General features: G+C 64.2%; 17 protein-coding genes and 1 tRNA gene. 7 read left to right on the top strand and 11 right to left on the bottom strand.

Annotation, left to right across the window (positions count from 1 at the left end; translation table 11 throughout):
- Positions 1 to 2 precede the first annotated feature (2 nt).
- Genes hutH through hutG form a run of 3 tightly spaced genes read right to left on the bottom strand, consistent with a single transcriptional unit; the run spans position 3 to position 4015 of the window.
- Positions 3 to 1532, bottom strand: coding sequence for a histidine ammonia-lyase (gene hutH / locus ASF31_RS13965; protein WP_055755207.1), 1530 nt, complete (start codon positions 1530 to 1532; stop codon positions 3 to 5).
- 3 nt (positions 1533 to 1535) lie between these two features.
- Positions 1536 to 3200, bottom strand: coding sequence for a urocanate hydratase (gene hutU, locus ASF31_RS13970; protein ID WP_055755208.1), 1665 nt, complete (start codon positions 3198 to 3200; stop codon positions 1536 to 1538).
- Positions 3197 to 4015 (bottom strand): N-formylglutamate deformylase, encoded by an 819-nt coding sequence (hutG, locus tag ASF31_RS13975; protein WP_055755209.1) that lies wholly within the window; start codon positions 4013 to 4015, stop codon positions 3197 to 3199. Before hutG ends, hutU begins: the two co-directional genes overlap by 4 nt.
- A gap of 77 nt (positions 4016 to 4092) precedes the next feature.
- Between hutG and ASF31_RS13980 the strand changes: the two genes are divergently transcribed.
- The 4 genes from ASF31_RS13980 (at position 4093) to ASF31_RS13995 (ending at position 10848) form a co-directional block, all read left to right on the top strand.
- Complete coding sequence (locus tag ASF31_RS13980) at positions 4093 to 5469, top strand: formimidoylglutamate deiminase (protein ID WP_156356070.1); 1377 nt, start codon at positions 4093 to 4095, stop codon at positions 5467 to 5469.
- Complete coding sequence (hutC, locus tag ASF31_RS13985) at positions 5466 to 6191, top strand: histidine utilization repressor (RefSeq protein ID WP_055755210.1); 726 nt, start codon at positions 5466 to 5468, stop codon at positions 6189 to 6191. Before ASF31_RS13980 ends, hutC begins: the two co-directional genes overlap by 4 nt.
- Entirely contained in the window at positions 6188 to 7381 is a 1194-nt protein-coding gene (gene hutI / locus ASF31_RS13990; RefSeq protein WP_055755211.1) for an imidazolonepropionase, read from the top strand. Before hutC ends, hutI begins: the two co-directional genes overlap by 4 nt.
- 62 nt (positions 7382 to 7443) lie before the next feature.
- Positions 7444 to 10848, top strand: coding sequence for a DNA methyltransferase (locus tag ASF31_RS13995; RefSeq protein WP_055755212.1), 3405 nt, complete (start codon positions 7444 to 7446; stop codon positions 10846 to 10848).
- Positions 10849 to 10851: 3 nt separating this feature from the next.
- On the opposite strand, the gene ASF31_RS14000 is transcribed toward ASF31_RS13995, so the two are convergent.
- Together ASF31_RS14000 and ASF31_RS14005 are read right to left on the bottom strand one after the other, a co-directional pair.
- On the bottom strand, positions 10852 to 11229 hold the full coding sequence (locus tag ASF31_RS14000; RefSeq protein WP_055755213.1) for a response regulator: 378 nt from the start codon (positions 11227 to 11229) through the stop codon (positions 10852 to 10854).
- Positions 11226 to 12734 carry a PAS domain-containing sensor histidine kinase gene (locus tag ASF31_RS14005; RefSeq protein WP_055755214.1) on the bottom strand — a complete coding sequence of 503 codons (1509 nt, stop codon included), beginning with the start codon at positions 12732 to 12734 and terminating at the stop codon, positions 11226 to 11228. The genes ASF31_RS14000 and ASF31_RS14005 overlap by 4 nt, the downstream gene beginning before the upstream one ends.
- A gap of 119 nt (positions 12735 to 12853) precedes the next feature.
- Between ASF31_RS14005 and ASF31_RS14010 the strand changes: the two genes are divergently transcribed.
- Entirely contained in the window at positions 12854 to 14374 is a 1521-nt protein-coding gene (locus ASF31_RS14010) for a carboxylesterase/lipase family protein (RefSeq protein ID WP_055755215.1), read from the top strand.
- A gap of 9 nt (positions 14375 to 14383) precedes the next feature.
- On the opposite strand, the gene gor is transcribed toward ASF31_RS14010, so the two are convergent.
- The 3 genes from gor to ASF31_RS14025 form a co-directional block, all read right to left on the bottom strand.
- The gene (gor, locus tag ASF31_RS14015; protein WP_055755216.1) at positions 14384 to 15766 is read right to left on the bottom strand and encodes a glutathione-disulfide reductase; all 1383 of its coding nucleotides are present in this window, start codon (positions 15764 to 15766) and stop codon (positions 14384 to 14386) included.
- Between the two features lie 108 nt (positions 15767 to 15874).
- The gene (locus ASF31_RS14020) at positions 15875 to 17386 is read right to left on the bottom strand and encodes a tryptophan halogenase family protein (protein WP_055755217.1); all 1512 of its coding nucleotides are present in this window, start codon (positions 17384 to 17386) and stop codon (positions 15875 to 15877) included.
- Between the two features lie 182 nt (positions 17387 to 17568).
- A tRNA-Lys gene (locus ASF31_RS14025) sits at positions 17569 to 17644 on the bottom strand.
- A gap of 154 nt (positions 17645 to 17798) precedes the next feature.
- On the opposite strand from ASF31_RS14025, the gene ASF31_RS14030 reads away from it, so the two are divergent.
- Entirely contained in the window at positions 17799 to 19211 is a 1413-nt protein-coding gene (locus ASF31_RS14030; RefSeq protein ID WP_055755218.1) for an amino acid permease, read from the top strand.
- Positions 19211 to 19564, top strand: coding sequence for an Hpt domain-containing protein (locus ASF31_RS14035; protein WP_055755219.1), 354 nt, complete (start codon positions 19211 to 19213; stop codon positions 19562 to 19564). The genes ASF31_RS14030 and ASF31_RS14035 overlap by 1 nt, the downstream gene beginning before the upstream one ends.
- 278 nt (positions 19565 to 19842) lie before the next feature.
- On the opposite strand, the gene ASF31_RS14040 is transcribed toward ASF31_RS14035, so the two are convergent.
- The 3 genes from ASF31_RS14040 to ASF31_RS14050 all read right to left on the bottom strand — a co-directional run bounded on the left by ASF31_RS14040 (position 19843) and on the right by ASF31_RS14050 (position 22166).
- A complete protein-coding gene (locus ASF31_RS14040; RefSeq protein ID WP_156356072.1) occupies positions 19843 to 20640 on the bottom strand; it encodes a hypothetical protein in 798 nt (265 codons plus the stop codon).
- 327 nt (positions 20641 to 20967) lie between these two features.
- Positions 20968 to 21300, bottom strand: coding sequence for a chorismate mutase (locus tag ASF31_RS14045; RefSeq protein ID WP_055755221.1), 333 nt, complete (start codon positions 21298 to 21300; stop codon positions 20968 to 20970).
- A 50-nt stretch (positions 21301 to 21350) separates the two neighbouring features.
- On the bottom strand, positions 21351 to 22166 hold the full coding sequence (locus tag ASF31_RS14050) for a ferredoxin--NADP reductase (RefSeq protein ID WP_055755222.1): 816 nt from the start codon (positions 22164 to 22166) through the stop codon (positions 21351 to 21353).
- Positions 22167 to 22256: the final 90 nt, after the last annotated feature.

Here is a 22256-nt window from a genome sequence, read left to right on the forward strand (position 1 = left end):
GATCAGGCCGAAGGCAGCAGGTCCGCCGCGAAGGTTCGGTAACGACCCGCGCGTACGGCGTCGGTCGCGCGAGCGATGTCCGGGGCGAAATAGTGGTCGCTAGCATAGGGAGCGGCGGCTTCTCGCACGATGGCGAAGACCTGTTCCAGCGCCGGCGAGCTGGTGAGCGGCCGATGGAATTCCAGCCCCTGCGCCGCCGCCAGAAGCTCGATGCCGACCACCGTCGCCGTGTTCTCGGCCATATCCAGCAAACGGCGGGCGCCGTGGGTGGCCATGCTGACGTGGTCTTCCTGATTGGCGCTGGTCGGCACGGTGTCCACGCTGCATGGGTGGGCGACCATTCGATTCTCGGCGATCAGGGCGGCGGCCGTCACCTGGGCGATCATGAAGCCGGAGTTCAGCCCGCTTTCCTTGACCAGGAAGGCCGGCAGTTCGCTCATCTTGGGATCGACCAGGATCGAGGTGCGGCGTTCGGAGATATTGCCGATCTCGCAAAGCGCCATGGCGATCTGATCGGCAGCGAAAGCAACGGGTTCAGCGTGGAAGTTGCCGCCCGAAATGACGTCGCCATCCTCGATAAACACCAGCGGATTGTCGGTCACGGCGTTGGCCTCGCGCGCCAGCGTTCCGGCGGCGCTGGTCAGCACATCGAGGATCGCGCCCATAACCTGGGGCTGGCAGCGCAGAGAGTAGGGGTCCTGGACCTTGGAGCAGTCGTCGCGATGACTATCGCGAATGGCGGAACCGGCCATCAACTCGCGCAGCCGCGCGGCGACGGCGATCTGGCCCGGTTGGCCGCGCAGGGCGTGGATGCGATGATCGAAGGGCGCGTCGGATCCTTTCAGCGCATCGACCGATAAGGCCCCAGCGGCGATCCCAGCGGCGAACGCCGCCTCGGCCGCGAATAGACCCGCCATGGCCAGCGCCGTCGAACACTGGGTGCCGTTCAGAAGGGCCAGGCCTTCCTTTGGGCCCAGCGTCAGAGGCGTAAGGCCGACCTTGGCCAGAGCCGCTTCGGCCTCCAACGTCTCGCCGTTGAGCCGCGCCTCGCCCACGCCGATCAGGACGCAGGACATATGAGCCAGCGGCGCCAGGTCGCCCGAGGCGCCGACCGATCCCTTCGACGGAATGCAGGGCAGGATGTCAGCGTTGACCAGGTCGATCAGGGCCTCCAGCGTCTCACGCCGAACGCCGGAGGCACCACGCGACAGGCTGGCGATCTTCAGCACCATCAGAAGACGCGTCACCGCATCCGGCAGCAGCGGCCCGACCCCGCAGGCGTGGCTGAGAACCAGATTACGCTGTAGCGTCTCCAGATCTTCCGGCGCGATGGAGGTGTTGGCTAGCAGGCCGAAGCCCGTGTTGACGCCATAGACGGTGCGCCCCTCGGCGACGATGGCGGCGATGGTCGCTGCGCCCCTGTCCACATCGGCCCAGGCGGCTGGCGTCAATGAGACGGTAGCGGGCCCCTCCAGCACCGCACGAAGCTGCGCCAGGGTGAGAGGCGATTGGCCGAGGGTGATCGCGGTCATGGCTCAGGCCTTCAGGCTCGGAAGGTTCAGTTCGTGCTCGCGCGCGGCCGCGCGGGCGATCTCATAGCCGGCGTCGGCGTGACGCATGACGCCCGTGGCGGGATCGTTCCACAACACCCGCTCAAGCCGTTGGGCGGCCTCCGGCGTCCCGTCCGCGACGATGACGACGCCTGAGTGCTGGGAATAGCCCATGCCGACGCCGCCACCGTGGTGCAGCGACACCCAACTGGCGCCAGAGGCCGTGTTCAGCAGGGCGTTCAGCAGAGGCCAGTCGGAGACGGCGTCCGATCCGTCCACCATGGCCTCGGTCTCGCGGTTCGGGCTGGCGACCGAGCCGCTGTCCAGATGATCGCGGCCGATGACGATCGGCCCCGACAGTTCGCCCGACGCCACCATGTCGTTGAACATCAGGCCGGCGCGGTGGCGATCACCCAATCCGATCCAGCAGATGCGGGCAGGAAGTCCCTGAAAAGCAATGCGCTCGCCGGCCATGTCGAGCCAGCGACGCAGGCCCGCATTGTCGGGGAACAGTCGCTTCATCGCCGCGTCTGTTTTCTTGATGTCTTCCGGATCGCCGGTGAGGGCCGCCCAGCGGAACGGCCCGATGCCCCGACAGAACAGCGGGCGGATGTAGGCGGGCACGAAGCCGGAGAAGTCGAACGCGTTCGTCACGCCCGCATCGAAGGCGACCTGACGGATGTTGTTGCCGTAGTCGGTGGTCGGCACGCCCATCGCCTGAAAGTCCAGCATGGCCTTCACATGAGCGACGATGGAGGCGCGCGCAGCGGCGGCGACGCTGTTTGGATCGCTGACGCGCTTGTCTTCCCACTCCGCGACGGTCCAGCCCGAGGGGAGATAGCCGTTGATCAGATCGTGCGCGCTGGTTTGGTCGGTGACCAGATTGGGCCGGATGCCGCGTCGGACCATTTCAGGCAACAGATCGGCTGCATTGCCCAACAGGCCGATCGACACGGGTTTTTTGTCCCGGAACGATTGCTCCAGCAGCGCCAGGGCTTCGTCCAGGTTTTCGGCCATGACGTCGACGTAGCGCGTCCGCAGACGGAACTCGATGCGGCTGCGTTGGCATTCGATCGTGATGCAGGAAGCACCGGCCATTGTCGCGGCCAGGGGCTGGGCCCCGCCCATTCCGCCGAGACCCGCGGTCAGGATCCATTTGCCCGACCAGTCGCCGCCGTAGTGCTGGCGGCCCGCCTCCATGAAGGTCTCGTAGGTGCCCTGAACGATGCCCTGGGTGCCGATGTAGATCCAAGACCCGGCGGTCATCTGGCCATACATGGCCAGGCCCTTGCGATCGAGTTCGTTGAAATGCTCCCAGGTCGCCCACTTTGGCACCAGGTTGGAGTTGGCGATCAGCACGCGCGGGGCGTCGGAATGGGTGCGGAAGACGCCGACCGGCTTGCCGGATTGAACCAGCAGGGTCTCGTCGGCCTCCAGCGCCTGCAGGCTTTCCACGATTCTGTCGAACGCCGCCCAATCCCGCGCCGCCTTGCCGATGCCGCCATAGACGACGAGGTCCTGGGGCCGCTCGGCGACCTCGGGGTCCAGGTTGTTCATCAGCATCCGCATGGCCGCTTCGGCGGCCCAGGTCTTGGCGGTCTTTTCCGGGCCGCGCGGGCTGCGGACGATCCGGGCGTTGGGCGTGTTCATCGTTGGCTCTCGGCGAAGGCGATGCAGGCGGTCAGGACGCGGCGCAGATGGCCGCGCATCGGCTCGGCGCGGTCCGGCTCATAGGGGCTGGGCCAGTTTTCTGGCGACACCGGTCCGGCGGGATCGAGAATGTAGCCCCGGTCCGCCAACTCCATTTGAATGGCGTGAACACCTGCGTCGGGTTGGCCGTAGTGGCGCGTGGTCCAGCCGCCCTTGAAGCGGCCGTTGACGACGACACTGTCGCCGCTGATCACACAGGCTTTTTCGACAGCCTGCGTCAGCTCGCCGGCGCAGGTGGCGCCGTCGTTGTCGCCGATGTTGAACTGAGGCAGTTCGCCCTCGAAAAGGCGCGGCACGACGGACCGGATGGAATGGGCGTCGTAGAGCACGACCGGACCTCGGCTGCGCAGTCGCTCTAGCTGGGCTTGCAGGGCGGCGTGATAGGGATCGAACCAAGTCGCGCGTCGCTCGGCGATTTCGGCCGCGTCGGGTTCTTGGTCTGGGCGATACAGCGGCTCGCCGTCGAAGGTTTCGGTCGGACACAGGCCGGTCGTGGTCATGCCGGGATAGAGCGAGACGCCCGACGGATCGCGATTCACGTCGATGACACTGCGCGACACGCCCGTTCGCACCAGGGTCGCGCCCATGTCGATCGCGAAGTCGTACAGCCGATCCACCCACCAGTCTGCGTCCTTGCGGGCCAGCCAGGATGAGGTCATCCGCGCCTCGATGGCGGGCGGAATGTCGGTCCCCGTGTGCGGCAGGCCGATCACCAGCGGCGCCGAACCTTCGTGGATGGTCAGCCAGTCCTGCATCCGTTCGGCCTCCCTCGCCAAATCGATCCACCGTGGTATGTCTAGACATATTGATCGTAACGACACGGACCTGTCCAGTGACCCTTCAGCCGCAGCCTGTGGATCGCACCCTCTGGTTCGAGGCGGCCTTGTTGCCGGACGGCTGGGGGCGCGGCGTCCGCATCGGCATCGCAGGCGGGCGGATCGTCAGTCTTGAAACAGACGTTGCGCGCAGCCCGGCGGACGAGGGGGGCGGTGTCGCCCTGCCTGGCGTCGCCAATGTCCACAGCCACGCCTTTCAGCGCGCCATGGCGGGCCTGACCGAAGCGCGCGGGCCTTCAGACGACGACTTCTGGACGTGGCGCGAGTTAATGTACCGCTTCCTTGATCGGGGCGGGCCGGAAGAGATCGAGGCCATCACCGCCCTGGCCTTCATGGAAATGCTGGAGGGCGGCTTCACCCGCGTCGCCGAGTTCCATTATCTGCACAACGACCCGTCAGGCGCGGCCTATTCGCACCGGGCCGAGATCGCTGCGCGGATCGTGGCGGCGGCGCAGGCGACGGGCATCGCCCTGACCCTGCTGCCGGTCTTCTACGCCCATGCCGGGTTCGGCGGACAACCGCCGGCGTATGGACAGCGGCGCTTCATCAACGATCTGGACGGTTTCGTCGATCTGGTCGCGCGATGCCGGACCCTGACCGCCGATCTGCCCGACGCTGTGGTCGGGGTGGCGCCGCACAGCTTGCGCGCCGTCAGCCCGGATCAGCTGAGGGCAATGCCTGCGCTGGCGGGCGATGGGCCGATCCATATCCATGTCGCCGAACAGACCAAGGAGGTCGCGGACTGCCTGGCCTGGTCTAGCGCTCGGCCGGTCGAATGGCTCTTGGCCAATGCGCCGGTCGATCAGCGCTGGTGCCTGATCCACTCCACCCATGTGACCGAGACCGAGTGGCAGGGCGTCGTCGCGCGCGGCGCCGTCGTCGGTCTGTGCCCGATCACGGAGGCCAATCTGGGCGACGGCGTCTTCCCGGCGGTCGATTTCACGCGCGCCAGCGGCCGGTTCGGCATCGGGACCGATTCCAACGTGCAGATCGGCGTCGCAGAGGAACTGCGGATGCTGGAGTACAGCCAGCGTCTTTCGTTGCGCGGCCGAGCCGTCATGGCCGATCCGCAGCGTTCGACGGGGCGCGCCTTGTTCGATCGCGCGTTGGCGGGCGGCGTCCAGGCGACAGGCGCGGCGTCGGGACTGAGCGTCGGGGCGTCGGCGGACATCGTATCGCTGGATACAAGCGGCGTCGCCTTTGCGGGACGGTCGGGCGATGCGGTGCTCGACAGCTGGATCTTCGGCGCGCCGACGGGCTCGATCCGTTCGGTTTGGCGAGCGGGGCGGGAGGTCGTGAAAGACGGCCGCCATATCGCCCGAGACGGCATTGTAGCGCGCTATCGCAAGGCCTTATCGGCCGTGTTGGGATGAGCCTGCATCGCCGCATCTACGCCGATCTGGAGGGGCTTATCCTGTCCGGCGAGCTATCGCCCGGAGACCGCATTCCGTTCGAGCATGAGCTGACCGAACGCTACAGTTGTTCGCGCATGACGGTCTCCAAGGCCATCTCGGAACTGGCAGGGCGGGGGCTAGTGACGCGTCGGCGTCGCGCCGGCACCTTCGTCGCCCAGCCCAAGGCCCACGCCGCCGTCCTGGCTATTCCCGACTTGCGGGCCGAAGTGATCGAGCGCGGGCAGGCTTACGGCTATGTCCTGCTGGAGCGGATCGAACGCGAGCCGGACGGTGCGGACGAAATTGAACTGGCGTCGGGTGGTCTTCTGTTGGATCTGACCTGTCTGCACAGCGCCGACGGCGCGCCCCTGGCTTTGGAATATCGGCTCATCGCGCTCGGCGCGGCGCCTCAAGCCATAGACGTCGATTTTCGTACGGTTCCGCCGGGAAGCTGGCTCTTGGACTCCGCGCCCTGGACCGAGGCGGAGAACCGCATCTCGGCCATCGCGGCCGACGCCCGCGCTGCACGCCTGTTGGAACTCAAGCCCGGCGCCGCCTGCCTGTGCGTCGAGCGGCGGACGTGGCGGGACGGGCAGGGGGTGACGCGGGTCTGGCAGACCTTCCCCGGCGACCGCTACGATCTGGTCGCGCGTTTCTCGTCAGCCCATTCACCCGTTTTGGCCAAGGAGCCTCGCCGATGAAGGCCGATCGTCTGCTGATCGATTGCCATGTAGCCACCATGGTCGAGGGACCGGTCCCTTATGGCGCGATTCAGGACGCCGCCGTGGTCGTCGCCGATGGCCGCATCGCCTGGGTGGGACCGCGCGCTGACCTGCCGCCCGTAGAGGCGGCTGAAACCGAGCGGCTGGAGGGGCGATGGATCACGCCTGGCCTGATCGACTGCCACACCCATCTGGTGTTCGGCGGAGACCGTTCTGCCGAGTTCGAACAGCGGCTCGGCGGCGCGACCTATGAGGAAATCGCACGCGCCGGCGGGGGCATCGTCTCCTCGGTCAAGGCCACGCGGGCGGCGTCTGAGGACGACCTGTTCGCTTCCGCCATGACGCGTCTGGCGGGGCTGAAGGCCACAGGGGTCACCACCGTCGAGATCAAGTCCGGCTATGGGTTGGACCTTGAGACCGAGCTGAAGATGCTGCGCGTCGCACGCAGGATCGGGCGCGAGGGCGGCGTGCGTGTCTGTACCAGCTATCTGGGCCTGCATGCCGTGCCGCCTGAATATCGCGACGACCGGGCCGCCTATGTAGACTTGGCCATCGACCACATCCTGCCCGCCGCCCATGCCGAAGGTCTGGTCGACGCGGTCGACGCCTACTGCGAGCCCATTGCCTTCTCGACCGAAGAAGTGTCGCGTCTTTTCGACAAGGCGCGCGCGCTGGGGCTACCGGTCAAGCTGCACGCCGACCAGTTGTCGAACGGCGGTGGTGCTGCCCTAGCGGCGCGCTATCAGGCTCTGTCCGCCGATCACATCGAACATGCGACCGAGGAAGGCGTCGCCGCCATGGCCGCCGCCGGCGTGGTCGCCGTCCTTTTGCCCGGCGCCTATCTGATGCTGCGCGAGACCCAGGCGCCGCCCATCGATCGACTGCGCCGGCACGGCGTGCCGATGGCCGTCGCCACCGACTGCAACCCCGGCACCTCTCCCATCGCTTCCATGACCGCCGCGCTCAACCTCGCCTGCGTGCAGTTCCGTCTGACGCCGGAAGAGGCTTTGGCCGGCGCAACGCGGGAGGCGGCGCGGGCGCTGGGTCTGTTGGGTGAGATCGGCACTTTGGAAAGTGGCAAAGCCGCTGACTTCGCGATCTGGGACATCTCGCGACCTGCTGAACTGTCTTACTGGCTAGGAAAGCCGATGCTTCTCGGCCAAACATAATCACCGGTTGTGGCCGGTTGTAATGCACGTTAAAGACGCATTCCTGTTCTGGGGTGCGACTTATGGATGTAGAAGACTTCATCAGGATTTGGGCAAACGCATCGGCTTCAGAGCGGCAGACAGCGCAGTCCTTCGTTATTCAACTCTGCAGGGTTCTTGGCGTCGCCGCTCCTAACGACGAAAAGGTCGGCGACCCCGATTACGGGTTCGAACGGATCGTAAGGTTCCTTCACGACGATCTCAGCTCTCATTGGGGCTACATCGACTGCTATCGTCGCGAATGTTTCGTGCTTGAAGCGAAACAGACAGCCAAGCGGTTGGCCAACACTCCCGACAAGCAGCAGATGAAGCTGGTCGGACCCGACGTTGTCGAACGAAAAATGGAGAAGGCTCGGGCTCAAGCTAAAGGCTATGCGCGAGCGCTGGACGAATGGCCGCCGTTTCTCATCATGGTCGACGTGGGGCGGACCATTGAACTCTGGTCCGACTTCAGCCGGATGGGAAAGACCTACCTCCAATATCCCGACCGCGAAAACTACCGGATTGCGCTTTCGGATCTGCGCGATCCCAAGATCAGGGAGCGCCTGGCGGCCGTATGGAGCGATCCCATGTCGCTGGACCCTGCGAGGCGTGTGGAGGAGGCGACGACAGAAATTGCTGCGCTTCTGGGACGCCTGGTTCAGTCCTTCCGAAAACGCTTCTCTCGCGAGGCGGGGGCAGCGAACGATCCGGTTCATCGCGCAGCATGGGAACGGCGCGTGGCCGTCTTTGTGATGCAGTGCGTTTTCGCCATGTTTGCCGACAGCGTAAAGCTAATCCCGGACCGAGCCTTTGGCGAGTTCCTGAAAAGCTATCAGGGGGCAGCGAAGAACTTCAGCAAGGCGATCAGTCAGGTGTTTCGCACGATGGATACAGGGGGTTACTGCCCGGTCCTTCGATGCGACATGCTCTGGTACAATGGCGGCTTGTATGCCGAAGACGCGGCGATCGCGGTTTCGGAAAGTGAGCTGGATATTCTTTGTAAGGCTGCGGCCTGCGACTGGGCGAAGGTCGAGCCAGCGATCTTTGGCGCGCTCATGGAAAATGCCTTGTCCGCCGAGGAGAGGGGCGAGCTTGGAGCGCATTACACGCCAAAAGCCATGGTCGAGACGTTGGTGCAGGCGACCATCATTGATGTGCTGCAGAACGAGTGGGAAGCAACGAGCGTCCAAATCGATAAGCTCGAGCGGGAGGGATATCTTCGCAAGGCATGTGAGTTGGCGAAGTCTTTTCACAACGCCCTGTGCCACATCGCCGTGCTTGATCCCGCCTGCGGGACGGGCAATTTTCTCTACATCGCCATGGACAGGATGAAGGGCCTTGAGGGCGAGGTTGTTGAGCGGCTGGCGTCGCTGGGTGTTTCGCAGCGCGTGCTGGAGACCGATGGATTGTCGGTCGGCCCACGTCAGTTCATGGGCATCGAGAAGAACCCTCAAGCCGTCTGGATCGCCACGGTCGTCATGTGGATCGGCCATCTACAATGGCATTACCGGCACTCGGGCCAGGTGCTTACGTCCAATCCAGTTTTGAAGAATTACTGCGTCATCGAGCAGGGCGATGCGATCTTGCGGACCACTAAGATGCCCTGTTCGTTATCAACAGACGGCGTACGACACATTGACCCCTTCGCGCCGGCATGGCCGAAAGCCCATTTCATCATCGGAAATCCCCCCTTCATCGCGGGGAAGAACCTTCGCGACGAACTGGGCTCGGACTACGCCGAGGCGCTCTGGGCTTCTCGTGGAGAGCGTTTTCGGTCTGCCGATATCGTGACGGTTTGGTGGGATCGAGCGGCGGAAATTCTAATCGAAGATGCCGCGAACCGAGGTCCGTTCGATGACCTCTCTGGTGCGCTTCGAACCCATTCCATGCCTGCGCCTGCATTGCAGCGTTTCGGTTTTGTGACGACGAACTCCATCACCCAAACATTTTCGCGCCGCGTCATTGAGGAAAGGCTTCAGGGCGACGTGCCGATCCGATTGACGTTCGCCATTGCTGATCATCCCTGGACCAAGGGTAAGGGCGCAGCAGCAGTCAGGGTGGCGATGCTGGTCGCAGAAGCAGGGCCTCCCAATGGGCGGGGAAGGCTGCTGACCGTCGCGCGGGAGAGTGCGGAAGGCGTGACCTACTCGGAGGCCAGAGGCGATATCGGCAGCGATCTCACGATCGGGCGCGGGGTCGAACGCACCGTGCGACTGAAGGCCAACGCCACGTTGGCTCACCGAGGCGTGCAGTTGATGGGAGACGGCTTTCTCATTACTTCGAAGAAAGCCGCTGCATTGGCGAACCAGTCGGTTGACCGACAGACCACACCCCTCAGGTCCTACCGCAACGGCAAGGATTTGACGGACCGCTCGCGTAATCTGCAGGTCATCGATCTATTCGGATGGCCTCAGGACGAGGCGATCCGACAGCATCCCGGCTTCATGCAGCATTTGATGGAAACTGTGAAACCGGACCGGGACGCAAACAACAGGGCGTCCTATCGTGACAACTGGTGGATTTTTGGCGAGCCGAGACGAGAACTTCGTCGGGCCTTAAAAGGATTGCCGCGTTTCATTGCGACGGTAGAGACGTCCAAACACCGTTGGTTCCGATTTCTGGACGCCTCGATATTGCCGGATAATCGGCTGGTCTGCATCGCGTCTGACGATGCCTTCGTGCTGGGCGTGCTGTCGTCCAGGGTACACCGGGCGTGGGCGCTTGCCGTCGGCGGAAAGCTCGAAGATCGCCCTGTCTATTCTAAGGGAACGTGTTTCGACCGGTTTCCCTTCCCCGACGCAAGTCCATTGCTGCGTGAGGAAATCGCCACCTTTGCTGAGGGCTTGGACGATCTGAGATCGCGCGCGCTGGCCCAGAATCCGGACCTGTCGATGACGGGTCTGTACAACGTGATGGAGAGGGTCTTGGCCGGGGTATCGCTTACCGAGCATGATCGAGCCATTCGGCAGGCAGGCTGCGTGGATCTGCTTTTGCATGCGAGCCAGCGTTTGGATGCGCTGGTGCTGCAAGCTTATGGATGGCCCTCTGATCTCGGTGACGAGGCCGTCATTTCACAGCTGGTGGCTCTCAATCAAACCCGAGCAGCGGAAGAAGATGCGGGACAGATTCATTATCTCCGTCCTGTCTACCAGAACGTCAACTTTCCTAAATCTCGCAAACCACACCGATCGATGCAGAAGGAGGCGCCCACTCCTCGCCCGATCTTACCGTCTGACGAAATCGCGCGCATTATGACCGTGTTGGAGGTGATGCGCGGGGTGGGGCGACCGTTGGACGTCGAACATCTCGCATCCTGTCTCGAGATTCCGAAAGGCGCGAAAGCCGTCGCCGAAAGCTTACGACACACTCTGGATATTCTGACGGCCGCCGGCAGTATTTATAGAACGGACAAAGGTTGGTTCGCGCCACAGCGGATGCCGAATTAGGGGTCAGGCCTCGGCGACGCCCATGGCTTTCATCAGGGCGTCGCGAATAGCGGCTTCTGTGAAGGGTTTCTGGATCGTGGGCTGGCCGCGCCATTCGTCGGGCAGACCGCCTTCGCCGTAGCCGGTCGAAAACACGAACGGCACGCCGCGTTCCTTCAACGCCTCCGCGACGGGAAAGACCTGACGACCGGCGACGTTCACGTCCAGCAGGGCGGCGTCGAGATTTTCCGTGTCCCGGGCGAGTCTCTGACCGTCGTCCACATTGGAGGCAGGACCGATCGGGACGCATTCCATGTCTTCCAGAATCGTTTCCAGAAGCATGGCGACGAGCGACTCGTCTTCGACCACGAGGACACGGCGACCGGTCAGAGGTTGAGTCATTGTGCGGCCGTCCTGTCCAGTGGAACCGTCAGTTCCGCGATCAATCCGTCAGGGGCGTAGACCAGATCGATCTCGCCCGCCAGATCATGTCGAATGTTTCGTTCAATCAAACGGCTACCGAAGCCCCTTCTTTCCGGAACCGTAACTTTGGGGCCGCCGATTTCGCGCCAGCTCAGCTTCAGTTTCCGGTCGCGCTGATCCGCCAAACCCCAGTCGATGAGGATGCGACCGTCCGGCGTATGCAGGGCGCCGTATTTGGCGGCGTTCGTCGCAAGCTCGTGGAAGATCATGCCCAGAGACAGAACGACGGCGGGCTCCAGCGACACCGGCGGGCCATTCAGGCTTATGCGGGTCGGTCCGTAGGCTTCAGTCTCATGCTCCAGGATGGCACGCAGGTCGGCGCCCTCCCAATGGCTTTGCGTCAGCAGATTGTGGGTGTGCGACAGCGCCATGATCCGGGACTGGAATGTCTCCGCGAAGCTGGCCGGGTCGGTATTGGAGCGGGCCGTCTGGATGGCGATGGATTGGACCGTGGCGAGTGTGTTCTTCACGCGGTGATTCAGCTCGTCGATCATCAACTTCTGACGCTGGGCGGCCAGGACGTTTTCGGTGATGTCGTGGCCCTGAACGAAGATGCCCACGACCGCGCCTGAGTCGTCGCGGATCGGCTGATAGATGAAGTTGAGATAGACGGTTTCGAGCAACCCGTCGGGCTTGCGTTGCAGCTGCGCTGCGCTCTCGCGGCCTTCATAGGGCTCGCCTGTGGCGAAGACGCTGTCGAGAAACTCGTAGAAGCCCTGGCCTTCCAGTTCCGGCAGAGCCTGCCTGACGGGCTTGCCGGCGATATCCCTGTGACCGATGAGTTGGCTGTAGGCGTCGTTGTGCATCTGGAACCGGTGATCCGGCCCGGACAGGATGGCGACGAAGCCGGGCGCCTGCATGAACATTTCGACCAGACGGTTGCGCTCGGTCTCCAGGCGACGATTGTCCTCCTGAACAGACTGGGCGCGACGCAGGACCGAGCCGCCGACAATCGCGTCCAGCGCGGTTGTCGGCTCATCCGGGCGGATGACGGGCGCCAAATCCGTCACATCCGTGGTGTGCTGAAGCAGCATCACCACTTCGCCGTCGGCGTTCAGGATGGGCGTATGGGTGGCGCTCCAGAGACGTTCCTCAAAACCTTCGGTGCCGTCCGGCTGGGCTCGAGGCATTGAAAAGCGCACGACCGCCAGGTGATCGCGTTGTCGGGTGTCGCGCGCCTTTTCCAGTGAAGCACGGACTTGGCGGACGTTCTCTGGGGCGTCCGAGCCAGGTCCCGAGTCGAAGGTCGAGAACAGGGGCTGACCGACCATGTCGCTACGCTTGGCACCTGTGACATCTATGTAGGCCTGATTGACTTCTGCGATGCGCAGGTCAGGCGTAATCAGCACATACGGATTGGGCGAGGCTTCGAAAGCCGCGCCCAGATCGACGGTCAGGTCGCTAGATTTCACTGTTTCGTTCAACGCCTACCCCGCACAGCTTGGCGATAACGCGCCATATTGAAATCGGTTCTCTCATCGCCTGTCGTGAACTGTGATCGCAAGTTTATTGGCGAGACGCCGTAATTTGCTAATCAGCGCGCATGACAATCGCCGGCGTTTTCGCCACCCTTTCGCTCATGATGGCGCCCGCAGCCGACCAGCCCACCGTCCGCATTTCGCAGGGCGTCCTGAACGGACGTGCGGATGCCGATGTGGAGGCGTTCAAGAACATTCCTTATGCCGCGCCGCCGACGGCCGAGCGGCGTTGGCGACCGCCCGGTCCCGCGCCGACCTGGCAGGGCCAGCGCGACGCCTCGGCCTATGGTCCGCTGTGCATCCAGGCGCCGCCGAACGGCGACCCCGGCGTCGGTCCCTTGCCGATGAGCGAGGACTGTCTGAACCTGAACGTCTGGCGGCCGATCAGCGCGGCGCAACCTGCCCCGGTCATGGTCTGGATTCACGGCGGGGGCCTGGTGAACGGGTCGGGAACCGCGCCGCTGTATGATGGAACGAACCTGGCCAAGCGCGGCATGGTCGTGGTGACGCTGAACTATCGCCTGGGGCGGCTGGGCTTCTTCGATCATCCGGCGCTGGCGGCCGAACGGCCGGCTGGCGAGACGGCGGGGAATTACGGCCTGATGGACGTAACGGCGGCGCTGAAATGGGTGCGCGCCAATATCGCGGCTTTTGGCGGCGACCCCAAGAACGTAACCATCTTCGGCGAATCGGCGGGCGGGGCGATCGTCACGCGGCTGATGATTTCTCCGCCGGCGCGCGGTCTGTTCGATCGGGCGATCGTTCAGTCCGGCCTGGGGCGGGAGTTGCAGACGCCGCTGGACCGCAAGGGCGCCTATGGTGCGCCTTCAGCGCTGGAGCGCGGCGAAGTCTGGGCCTACGGCGCGGGACTGCGAACGGCGGCGGATTTGCGCGCGGCGCCGGCCGATCTGTTCCTGACGCCGCCTCCGGTCTTCGCCAACGGCGACCTGACGCTCATCGACGGGCGGATCGTGCCGTCCACCGTCGAGGCGGCCTTCAAGGCCGGTCGCCAGGCCCCGGTGCCCTTCATCATCGGCAGCAACAGCGCCGAGTTCTGGTGGATGCGGCCCACGGATCGCAACGGCTATGGTCAGATCGATGACGACATGACCTGGCTCGAGCGCGCCGACGCCGTTCAGGCCTATGGCGGGCTGGAGGCGTTCGACAAGCTGGCGATCACGGATCTGGTGTTCTCGGAGCCGGCCCGGATGCTGGCGCGGCTGCATGCCAAGGCGGGCCATCCGGCCTGGCTCTATCGCTTCGATATCTCGTCGCCGCAGAATCCCGAGCCGCATGGCGGCGCGACCCATGCGATCGAGCGACCCTATGTGTTCGGCACGTTGAACACCCTGCCGTATCCGGTCGAGGATCGGGACCGAAAGGCATCGGAGGCCATGATGGGCTACTGGACCGCCTTCGCGCGCTCGGGCGATCCGAACGGCGTCGGGCGGCCACGCTGGCCCACGGCGATATTGAGGGACACCCGGCTGATGAACTTCGTGAATCCGGGACCGACCGTGACGCCCGTGCCGTTGAGCGCCAGGCTGGACCTGCTCGAGCGGTTCCGCGAGCGGCCCAGGCCCTGAGAGCAAGCGTCAGCCGGCGGAGGTCGCGCCCGACTGTTTTTCCTTCAGCGTGACCAGCTCTTCGGCCATGGTGGGGTGGACGGCGCAAGTGGCGTCCCACTGCGCCTTGGTCAAGCCGGCCTTCACGGCGATCGCGGCCAGCTGGATCATCTCGGGGCTGTCGGGGCCGACGATATGGACGCCGACCACGCGCTGGCTGTCGGCATCGACCACCAGCTTCATCAGCACCCGCTCATCAGAGCCGGTAAAGGCGTATTTCATCGGCCGGAACCGGGTGACATAGACATCGACGCCGTTCGAGCAGGAGCGGCGGGCCTCCGCCTCGCTGAGGCCCACGACCCCGACCGGCGGCTGGCTGAAGACGGCGGTGGCCACGGCCTCGTAGTCGAAGTGCTGGGGATTGTCGCGATAGACGGTCTGATGGAAGGCGACGGCTTCGCGGATGGCGACGGGCGTCAGGTTCATCCGATCGGTGACGTCGCCGATGGCCCAGATGTTGTCCGCCGTCGTCCTGGAATGGGGATCGACCTTGATGGCGCCCGCTTCATTCAGCTCGACGCCGGCGTTCTCCAGCCCCAGATCCTTAACGTGAGGGATGCGGCCGGTGGCGAACATGACGACGTCCGTCTCCAGCTTCATGCCGTTTTCGAGGTGGTTGACGAGGCCGGTGTCGGTCTTTTCGATCTTCTCGTGCTGGCAGCCCAGAATGACCTTGATGCCACGCTTTTCGATCTCTCCGGCCAGGTGTGCGCGCACATCGTCGTCGAAGCCGCGCAGGATGTTGGGGCCGCGATAGATCAGCGTCGTCTCCACGCCCAGGCCCGCGAAGATGCCGGCGAACTCCACCGCGATATAGCCGCCGCCTGCGATCAGGATGCGCTTGGGCAGTTCAGGCAAGTGAAAGGCTTCTTCGGACGTGATCGCGTGCTCAATCCCCGGCATTTCGTCCGGCTTCCACGGGCGGCCGCCCGTGGCGATCAGGATCTTCTCGGCGGTGATGGTGCGATCCTTGCCGACGATCTCAACCGTGTGGGCGTCTTTCAGAACCGCGCGCCCGTGGACCAGTTCGACCCCGGCCTTGCCCAGATTGGCGGCATAGATGCCGGACAGGCGCGCGATCTCGACGTCCTTGGCTTCAAGGAAGGTGGGCCAGTCGAACTTCACATTGTCGAAGGACCAGCCATAGCCCTCGGCGATCTCCAACGCGTGGCTGACCTCGGACGCCATGACCATGAACTTCTTGGGCACGCAGCCCCGAATGACGCAGGTGCCGCCGACCCGGTACTCCTCCGCGACCGCCACCTTCTTGCCGTCCAGCGCCGTCAGCCGCGCCGCCCGCACCCCGCCCGAACCGGCGCCGATGACGAAGAGGTCGTAGTCGTAGTCGGCCATAGGTCGGATTCCGTTCAGCGGCAGGCATCGGCATTTAAGCCCCGTCGCGCGAAATCCAAGAGCTCAACGGTCTGTTCAGACCTAATCAGGTCGGTCGCGTCGAGTGGTTCAGTTGATCGGCGGCGCCTTGCAGTTGGCGGCGATGAAGGCCTCGTGGGTTGGCATCCGCGCCACACCCTGCTGGATCATCGCCTTCATCTTATGCAGCCATTGCTGGACCTGCTCCAGAGGGATGGTCTCCGTGATCGGATCGTGCCGCTCGGGGATGACGCCTTGGCCGAGCAGCACGGCGATCCAGCTCGTCTCCTGAAACAGTTCGTCCTCATAGCGGAAGATGCGGCCCCGGCTGCGGAACTGATCCATCTTCTGCTTCAGCGTCTCGGGAATCGGCATGGCCCGCACGTGGCGCCACAGGGGCGAGTCGTCGCGCGCCGTGGCATGATAGTGCAGGATGATGAAGTCGCGGATGCGCTCGGTCTCCAGCCGCATCATGCGGTTGTAGTTGTCGATATCGGCCTGGGCGAAGCCGGTGTCGGGGAAGTGCAGCAGCAACTTGGATATGCCCGACTGCACCAAATGGATGGAGGTCGACTCCAGCGGTTCCAGGAAGCCCGACGCCAGGCCCAAGGCCAAGCAGTTCTTGTTCCAGGTCTTCTTTCGGCGACCGGTGGTGAACCGCAGGAAGTTGGGTTCCGCCATCGCCTCGCCGTCCAGGGAGGCGCGCAACTTGGCCTGGGCCTCATCGTCCGAGATGAAGGGGCTGCAATAGACATAGCCGTTGCCGGTGCGGTGCTGCAGCGGAATGCGCCAGCGCCACCCCGCCTCAAGGGCCGTCGATTGGGTATAGGGCGTCGGATCGCCGATCCGGGTGCAGGGCATGGCCACAGCACGGTCCGCCGGCAGCCAATGGGTCCAGTCCTCGTAGCCCGTCTTCAGCGCGCCTTCGATCAGCAGGCCGCGGAAGCCCGAACAGTCGATGAAGAAGTCCGCCTCCAGCTCGCGGCCGTCGTCCAACCGCACCGACTGAATGAAGCCGTCGCCGTCGCGCAGGCGCACGTCGGCGACCTTGCCCTCATGACGCACGACGCCTTGCGACTCGGCGCGCCGGCGCAGGAAGCGTGCGTACAGGCCGGCGTCGAAATGGAAGGCGTAGGTCATCTGCGAGCCGGCGCCGCGCGGGTCGGTGTCAGGACGGGTGAAACGGCCCATGCGCGCCGCCATCGTCGTGACGGAATAGGCGTCCAGGTCGTCGTCCAGCCCCGCCTTGTTCAGCCTCAGCCAATATTGGTGGAAGGAGGCGGCGTCGATGCGCGTGCCATAGGTTCCGAACGGGTGGAAATAGCTCCGGCCCTTCTGGAACCAGTCGTTGAACTGGATGCCCAGCTTGTAGGTCGCCTGGGTGGCGCGGACGAATTCGTTCTCGTCGATGCCCAGCAACTGGTTGAACAGCAGGATCGGCGGAATCGTCGCCTCGCCGACGCCGACCGTGCCGATAACCTCGGACTCGACCAGTTCGATCTTCACCGTGCCGCGCGTGACGTGCGCCAGCGCGGCGGCGGCCATCCAGCCGGCCGTGCCGCCCCCGACGATCAGAATGCGTTTCAGCGGAGCAGGAGTCATCGGGCGTAACTGGTGAAGATGCGAAGTGATCGCGCCAGGGCGGCGCCTTGTGCGATCAGTCGCGCGAACTGGCTGAGTTGTCGATCCTCGTTTTATGAGGCCTTGAAACCAATGCGCGGGACTTCGACCTAGCCCACCGCAATGCGTGACGATTGAACGTCTGTTTTTTTGAGAAGCGACGATGGTGGGTGATGTAGGGTTCGAACCTACGACCCGCTGATTAAGAGTCAGCTGCTCTACCAACTGAGCTAATCACCCGACCGATCGTCTGCGTCTTCGGGGGCGAGGCCTTGCCGAAGGGCGCTCCTACTACCCAGCGGTTCGGGGGTTGGCAAGCGCTTTCGCAAACTTTCTGCGACGGAGTATGGTCCCCGTGGAATCAGCCGCGGCAAGCGGCGGGGGAGCGAACATCATGGCCTTCTGGAACCGGCGTCGATCAATCGACACCATGATGGCGCCGCACGACGGACCGCGGCTGAAGCCGACGTTGAGTTGGCCGCATCTGCTGGCCCTGGGTGTGGGGGCTATCGTCGGCACCGGCATCCTGACACTGATCGGCGTGGGGGCCGGGCTGGCGGGGCCGGCGGTGCTGATCAGCTTCGGGCTGGCGGGACTAGTCTGCGCCTGCGCGGCCCTGGCCTATGCCGAACTGTCGACCATGATGCCGACGGCGGGCAGCGCCTATACCTATTCCTACGCCGTGCTGGGCGAGATGATCGCCTGGATCGTGGGGTGGAGCCTGATCCTGGAATATTCGCTGGTGGTCAGCGCCGTGGCGGTGGGCTGGTCCGGCTATGCCGTCGGCTTCCTGAGCGGGCTGGGGATCGACTTGCCGACGGCGCTGGTCGCCGGACCGCACGCGGGCGGGATCGTCAATCTGCCGGCCGTGGCCATCATCGGGGTAGTGACGAGCCTGCTTCTGCTGGGCACCAAGGAGAGCGCGACGCTGAACGCGGTGCTGGTGCTGATCAAGATCGCGGCGCTGGTGGTTTTCGTCGCCATCGCCCTGCCGGCTTTCAAGCCCGAGCATTTCACGCCCTTCATGCCCAACGGCTTCGGCGCGCCCTTCGTCCAGACCGGGGTGATGGCGGCGGCGGCGATCATCTTCTTCGCCTTCTATGGGTTCGACGCCATCTCGACGGCGGCGGAGGAAACCAAGAAGCCCGAACGTGACTTGGCCATCGGCATCGTCGGCTCCATGCTGATCTGCACGGCGCTTTATCTGGTCGTGGCGGCCGCAGCGATCGGCGCGCGGCCGGTGGCGACCTTCGCCAGCAGCCCCGAGCCCCTGGCTCTGATCCTGCGTCAGATGGGGCAGGGGACGGCGGCCCAGTGGATCGCGGCGGCGGCGGTGATCGCGCTTCCGACCGTACTGCTGGCCTTCCTGTTCGGCCAGAGCCGCATCTTCCTGGGCATGGCGCGCGATGGCCTGTTGCCGCGCCGCCTGGCCAAGGTGTCGAGTCGCGGCGTGCCGGCGGTGGTGACGGTGTTCACGGCCGTCGTGGTGGCGATCCTGGCTGGCCTGCTGCCGCTGGACGAACTGGCGTCGCTGGCCAATGCCGGGACGCTGGCGGCCTTCTGCTCGGTCGGGGTGTGCCTGATCGTGCTACGTATCCGCGAGCCGGGTCGCAAACGGGTGTTCAAGGCGCCGCTGTGGCCGCTGGTGGGCGCGGTCAGCGTGATCGGCTGCATCGTCTTCTTCCTGAGCCTGAAGCCGGTGACGCAGATCGGGTTCGTCGTCTGGAATGTGATCGGGATCGCCATCTATCTGCTGTGGTCGTCCAGGAACTCGCGCCTGGCCAAGGGCGAGGAGACGGCGGCCTGATGGCGTTGCGCGATCTGACGGGCGCGGTCGATTTCACCGTGCTGAACGGCATGACGGGCGGTGACGACGCCATCAACGAGGAGGTGCTGGGCCTGTTCGTCAATCAGGCCGGTCTGTGGTCCGTCATGCTGGATCCCAAGGTCGAGGGCTGGCGTGACGGGGTCCATACGATCCGGGGCGCGGCGGCGGGCATCGGTGCGCGAGACCTAGCGGGGATCTGCGCCGAGGCGGAAGCGGTGGATCAGAAGCTGGCCGCGCCGGCGGTGGAACGGGTGCGCGATGCGCTGGAAGCGGCCCTGGCCGATGTTGCGGCCTATCGCCACGAGCTGATGCTGCGCGGCCTGAAAGCCTGAGGCTGTCGGGCGAAAGTCGGACTCGAAAAAGCAGTCCAAGTGTCCAAGTGAGTCCAACTTCGGCCGTCGCCCGAAATTGCACTGCACTCCGAAAACGCGTGCAAAGTGCAAGAAAGTGCAATTTCGGCAGGCGAGGCGCGCCGCGATGTCAAAGACCGGAAGTCCATTATACGGCGACCGGAAGGAGCGGTAGGACGATTGACGCTGCTTGGGCCTAATGGGCTGATATTAAAGGACTATGCATCTAAGAATAGGATGCTAGCAGCTAGCTTGGTCATTCATCCTTCCTGTTCTGCGAAGTCTTTGCCCATCACTTCTTCAAGCGATAGGCCTGCATCATTCACCGCTTTAAGGAATCCAAAACCGCACAGCATGGTCCCTGCCTGTGAGCGTTCCGCAGCTTGCCGGGCGTCGTTTACCGCAGAGGGTCGCATGTCGCCATTGAGGACTTCGGCCATCTGACTGAAGGCCGAAGACTTCGAGTAATAGGCGTTTCGGCAAGTCGTGAGGGCTTCTGTAAAAGCCTCGCGTTTTGATTGTGGGATGTCGCTGGAAACCCGCAGTTGGCCGATGTTGGTAGCAGTTTCCCCACATATGCGGTTTGCCGCTTGAGCCAGATCATAAGCATCGTAGATGCTAGCCCCTGGCCGTCCGATATAGTCAGCGAAGTTCTTGCTGGTTGTGTCACAAGGTGCCGCTTGCGCAGTCACTTGTTGCCACAGCGTCTTGGCGGCAGACGTCATGAGAGGTTTCTGGCGTGCAAGCTCAGCCGCCGCACGATCAGCATTGGCCTTCTCTTCTGCCGCTAGTTCGGCGGCGCGTTCTTCGTTCTGCTTTTCGCGATCAGCTTCACGCTGCTTTTCGGCAGCCTCGCGTTCTGCGATTTGTTCCGGCGTTGGCGGCGGCATGATGAACCCACCCGCTGTGAACAGGGCGATTGATCCTAGCAGCGCCAGACCCGCGCGCTTTCGGTTGCCGAGTTTTATCGCCTTAATCGGCCGAATTAGGCAGACGATGGAAACAAGGAACAGGATCATTCCTGCAAGCGCGACGAGCGCACCAATACCTTCACGCATAACTTCCCCCAGGAGTTGTGCCGCTTGTGGCAGCGACTCACAGTGTCGCCAAGGCCGAGGTTGGCCAAAGGGCTCGAACTGAGTGACGGGGGTCAGATAGCTTCGACGTTCCGAATGGCTTTCGCGCGCAGATGGGCTCAGCCAGCTATGTTCCATTTGGCCGGAGGCGGGCCTTCTTCAGCCGTTTCCCACGTCTTCAGCCATTCGACCACGTCTTCATGCGGGACGATGCGGCGAGCCGAAATGTCGGCTTCCGCCTCGGCGTCATGGTCGCTGAAGATGGACAGTTCCGGTCGAGCTATGACCGGAAGCTAACATTTCGCCGCCCTAGCTGCGAGTTCGGTCGTAGGTCGCGAACTCGTGGGCGATGCAGCGGTCGATGAGCAGGCGCCAGACGGGTTCGGCGATGTCGGGCGAGAGATGGTGGGCCTCGGCGGAGACCAGAACCTTGGCGACGACGTCGTCGATGCGGGCCTGGTCGAAGACGGCGTCGCGGTCGGGCTTGATGCGGGCGGCGGCGTCCATGTAGCGCTGGCGCTCGGCCAACAGGGCGACCAGGGCGCGGTCCAGGGCGTCGACGCCCTGGCGGACATCGGCCATCGACTGGCATTCTGCGGGATCGATGCGGGGATCGACGGCGACAAGAGCGGGCTTCGACATGGCCGTGGGGTTAGCGGGTCAGGCCGCGCAAGCCAAGCCGTCAGACGGTCTCAACCGACGAAGGCGCGTTCCAGGACGTAGTCGGCGGGTTCGGCGTTGGAGCCTTCCTTGAGGCCATAGGTCTCCAGCAGCTCGCCGGCTTCCTTGATCATGGCCATCGAGCCGCACAACATGGCGCGGTCGCGGTCGGGGTCGAAGCCCTCGGGTAGGTCCAGGTCGCGGAAGAAGTCGCCGGACTTGATGCGGTCGGTGATCCGGCCGGGGGTTTCGAAATCCTCACGGGTCACGGTGGGGTAATAGGTCAGCTGTGCCTGGGCCTCTTCGCCGATCAGTGGATCGTCGTGGATCTCGCGGGTGAAGAAGTCGCGATAGGCCAGGTCGGCGACGCTGCGGACCGTGTGGATCACATAGACATGGCCGAAGCGGGAATAGGTCTCTGGATCGCGCGCGACGCTGAGCCAGGGCGCCAGACCCGTTCCCGTGCCGATCAGGAACAGGCGCTCGCCGCCGGTTAGGGCGTCCAGCACCAGGGTGCCCGTCGGCTTCTTGCCCATCAGGACGGTGTCGCCGGGCTGTATCTTCTGCAGGCGCGAGGTCAGGGGGCCGTCGGCGACCTTGATCGAGAAGAACTCCAGCTCCTCGGCCCAGCAAGGGCTGGCGATGGAATAGGCGCGCAAAACAGGCTTTCCGCCGTCTTCGCCGGGCAGGCCGATCATCACAAACTCGCCCGAGCGGAAGCGGAAGTCCTCGGGCCGTTTGACGCCGAAGCTGAACAGGCTGTCGGTCCAGTGGCGCACCCACAAAACCTCAAGCTCATTGAAGGGGCTGGCTTTCACGGGGGCGGGGGTGAGGGCGGCGTCTGTCATCGTGCCGTCTCTCTAATCTGAGAACCCCTCGCAGGGAAGGACAAGCCTTTCGCCCGGCGACGACATTTCCTCGTGACGGCTTGCAGAAGC

Origin of the sequence: Brevundimonas sp. Leaf280, from assembly GCF_001422455.1 — a bacterium.
Taxonomy (GTDB): Bacteria; Pseudomonadota; Alphaproteobacteria; order Caulobacterales; family Caulobacteraceae; genus Brevundimonas.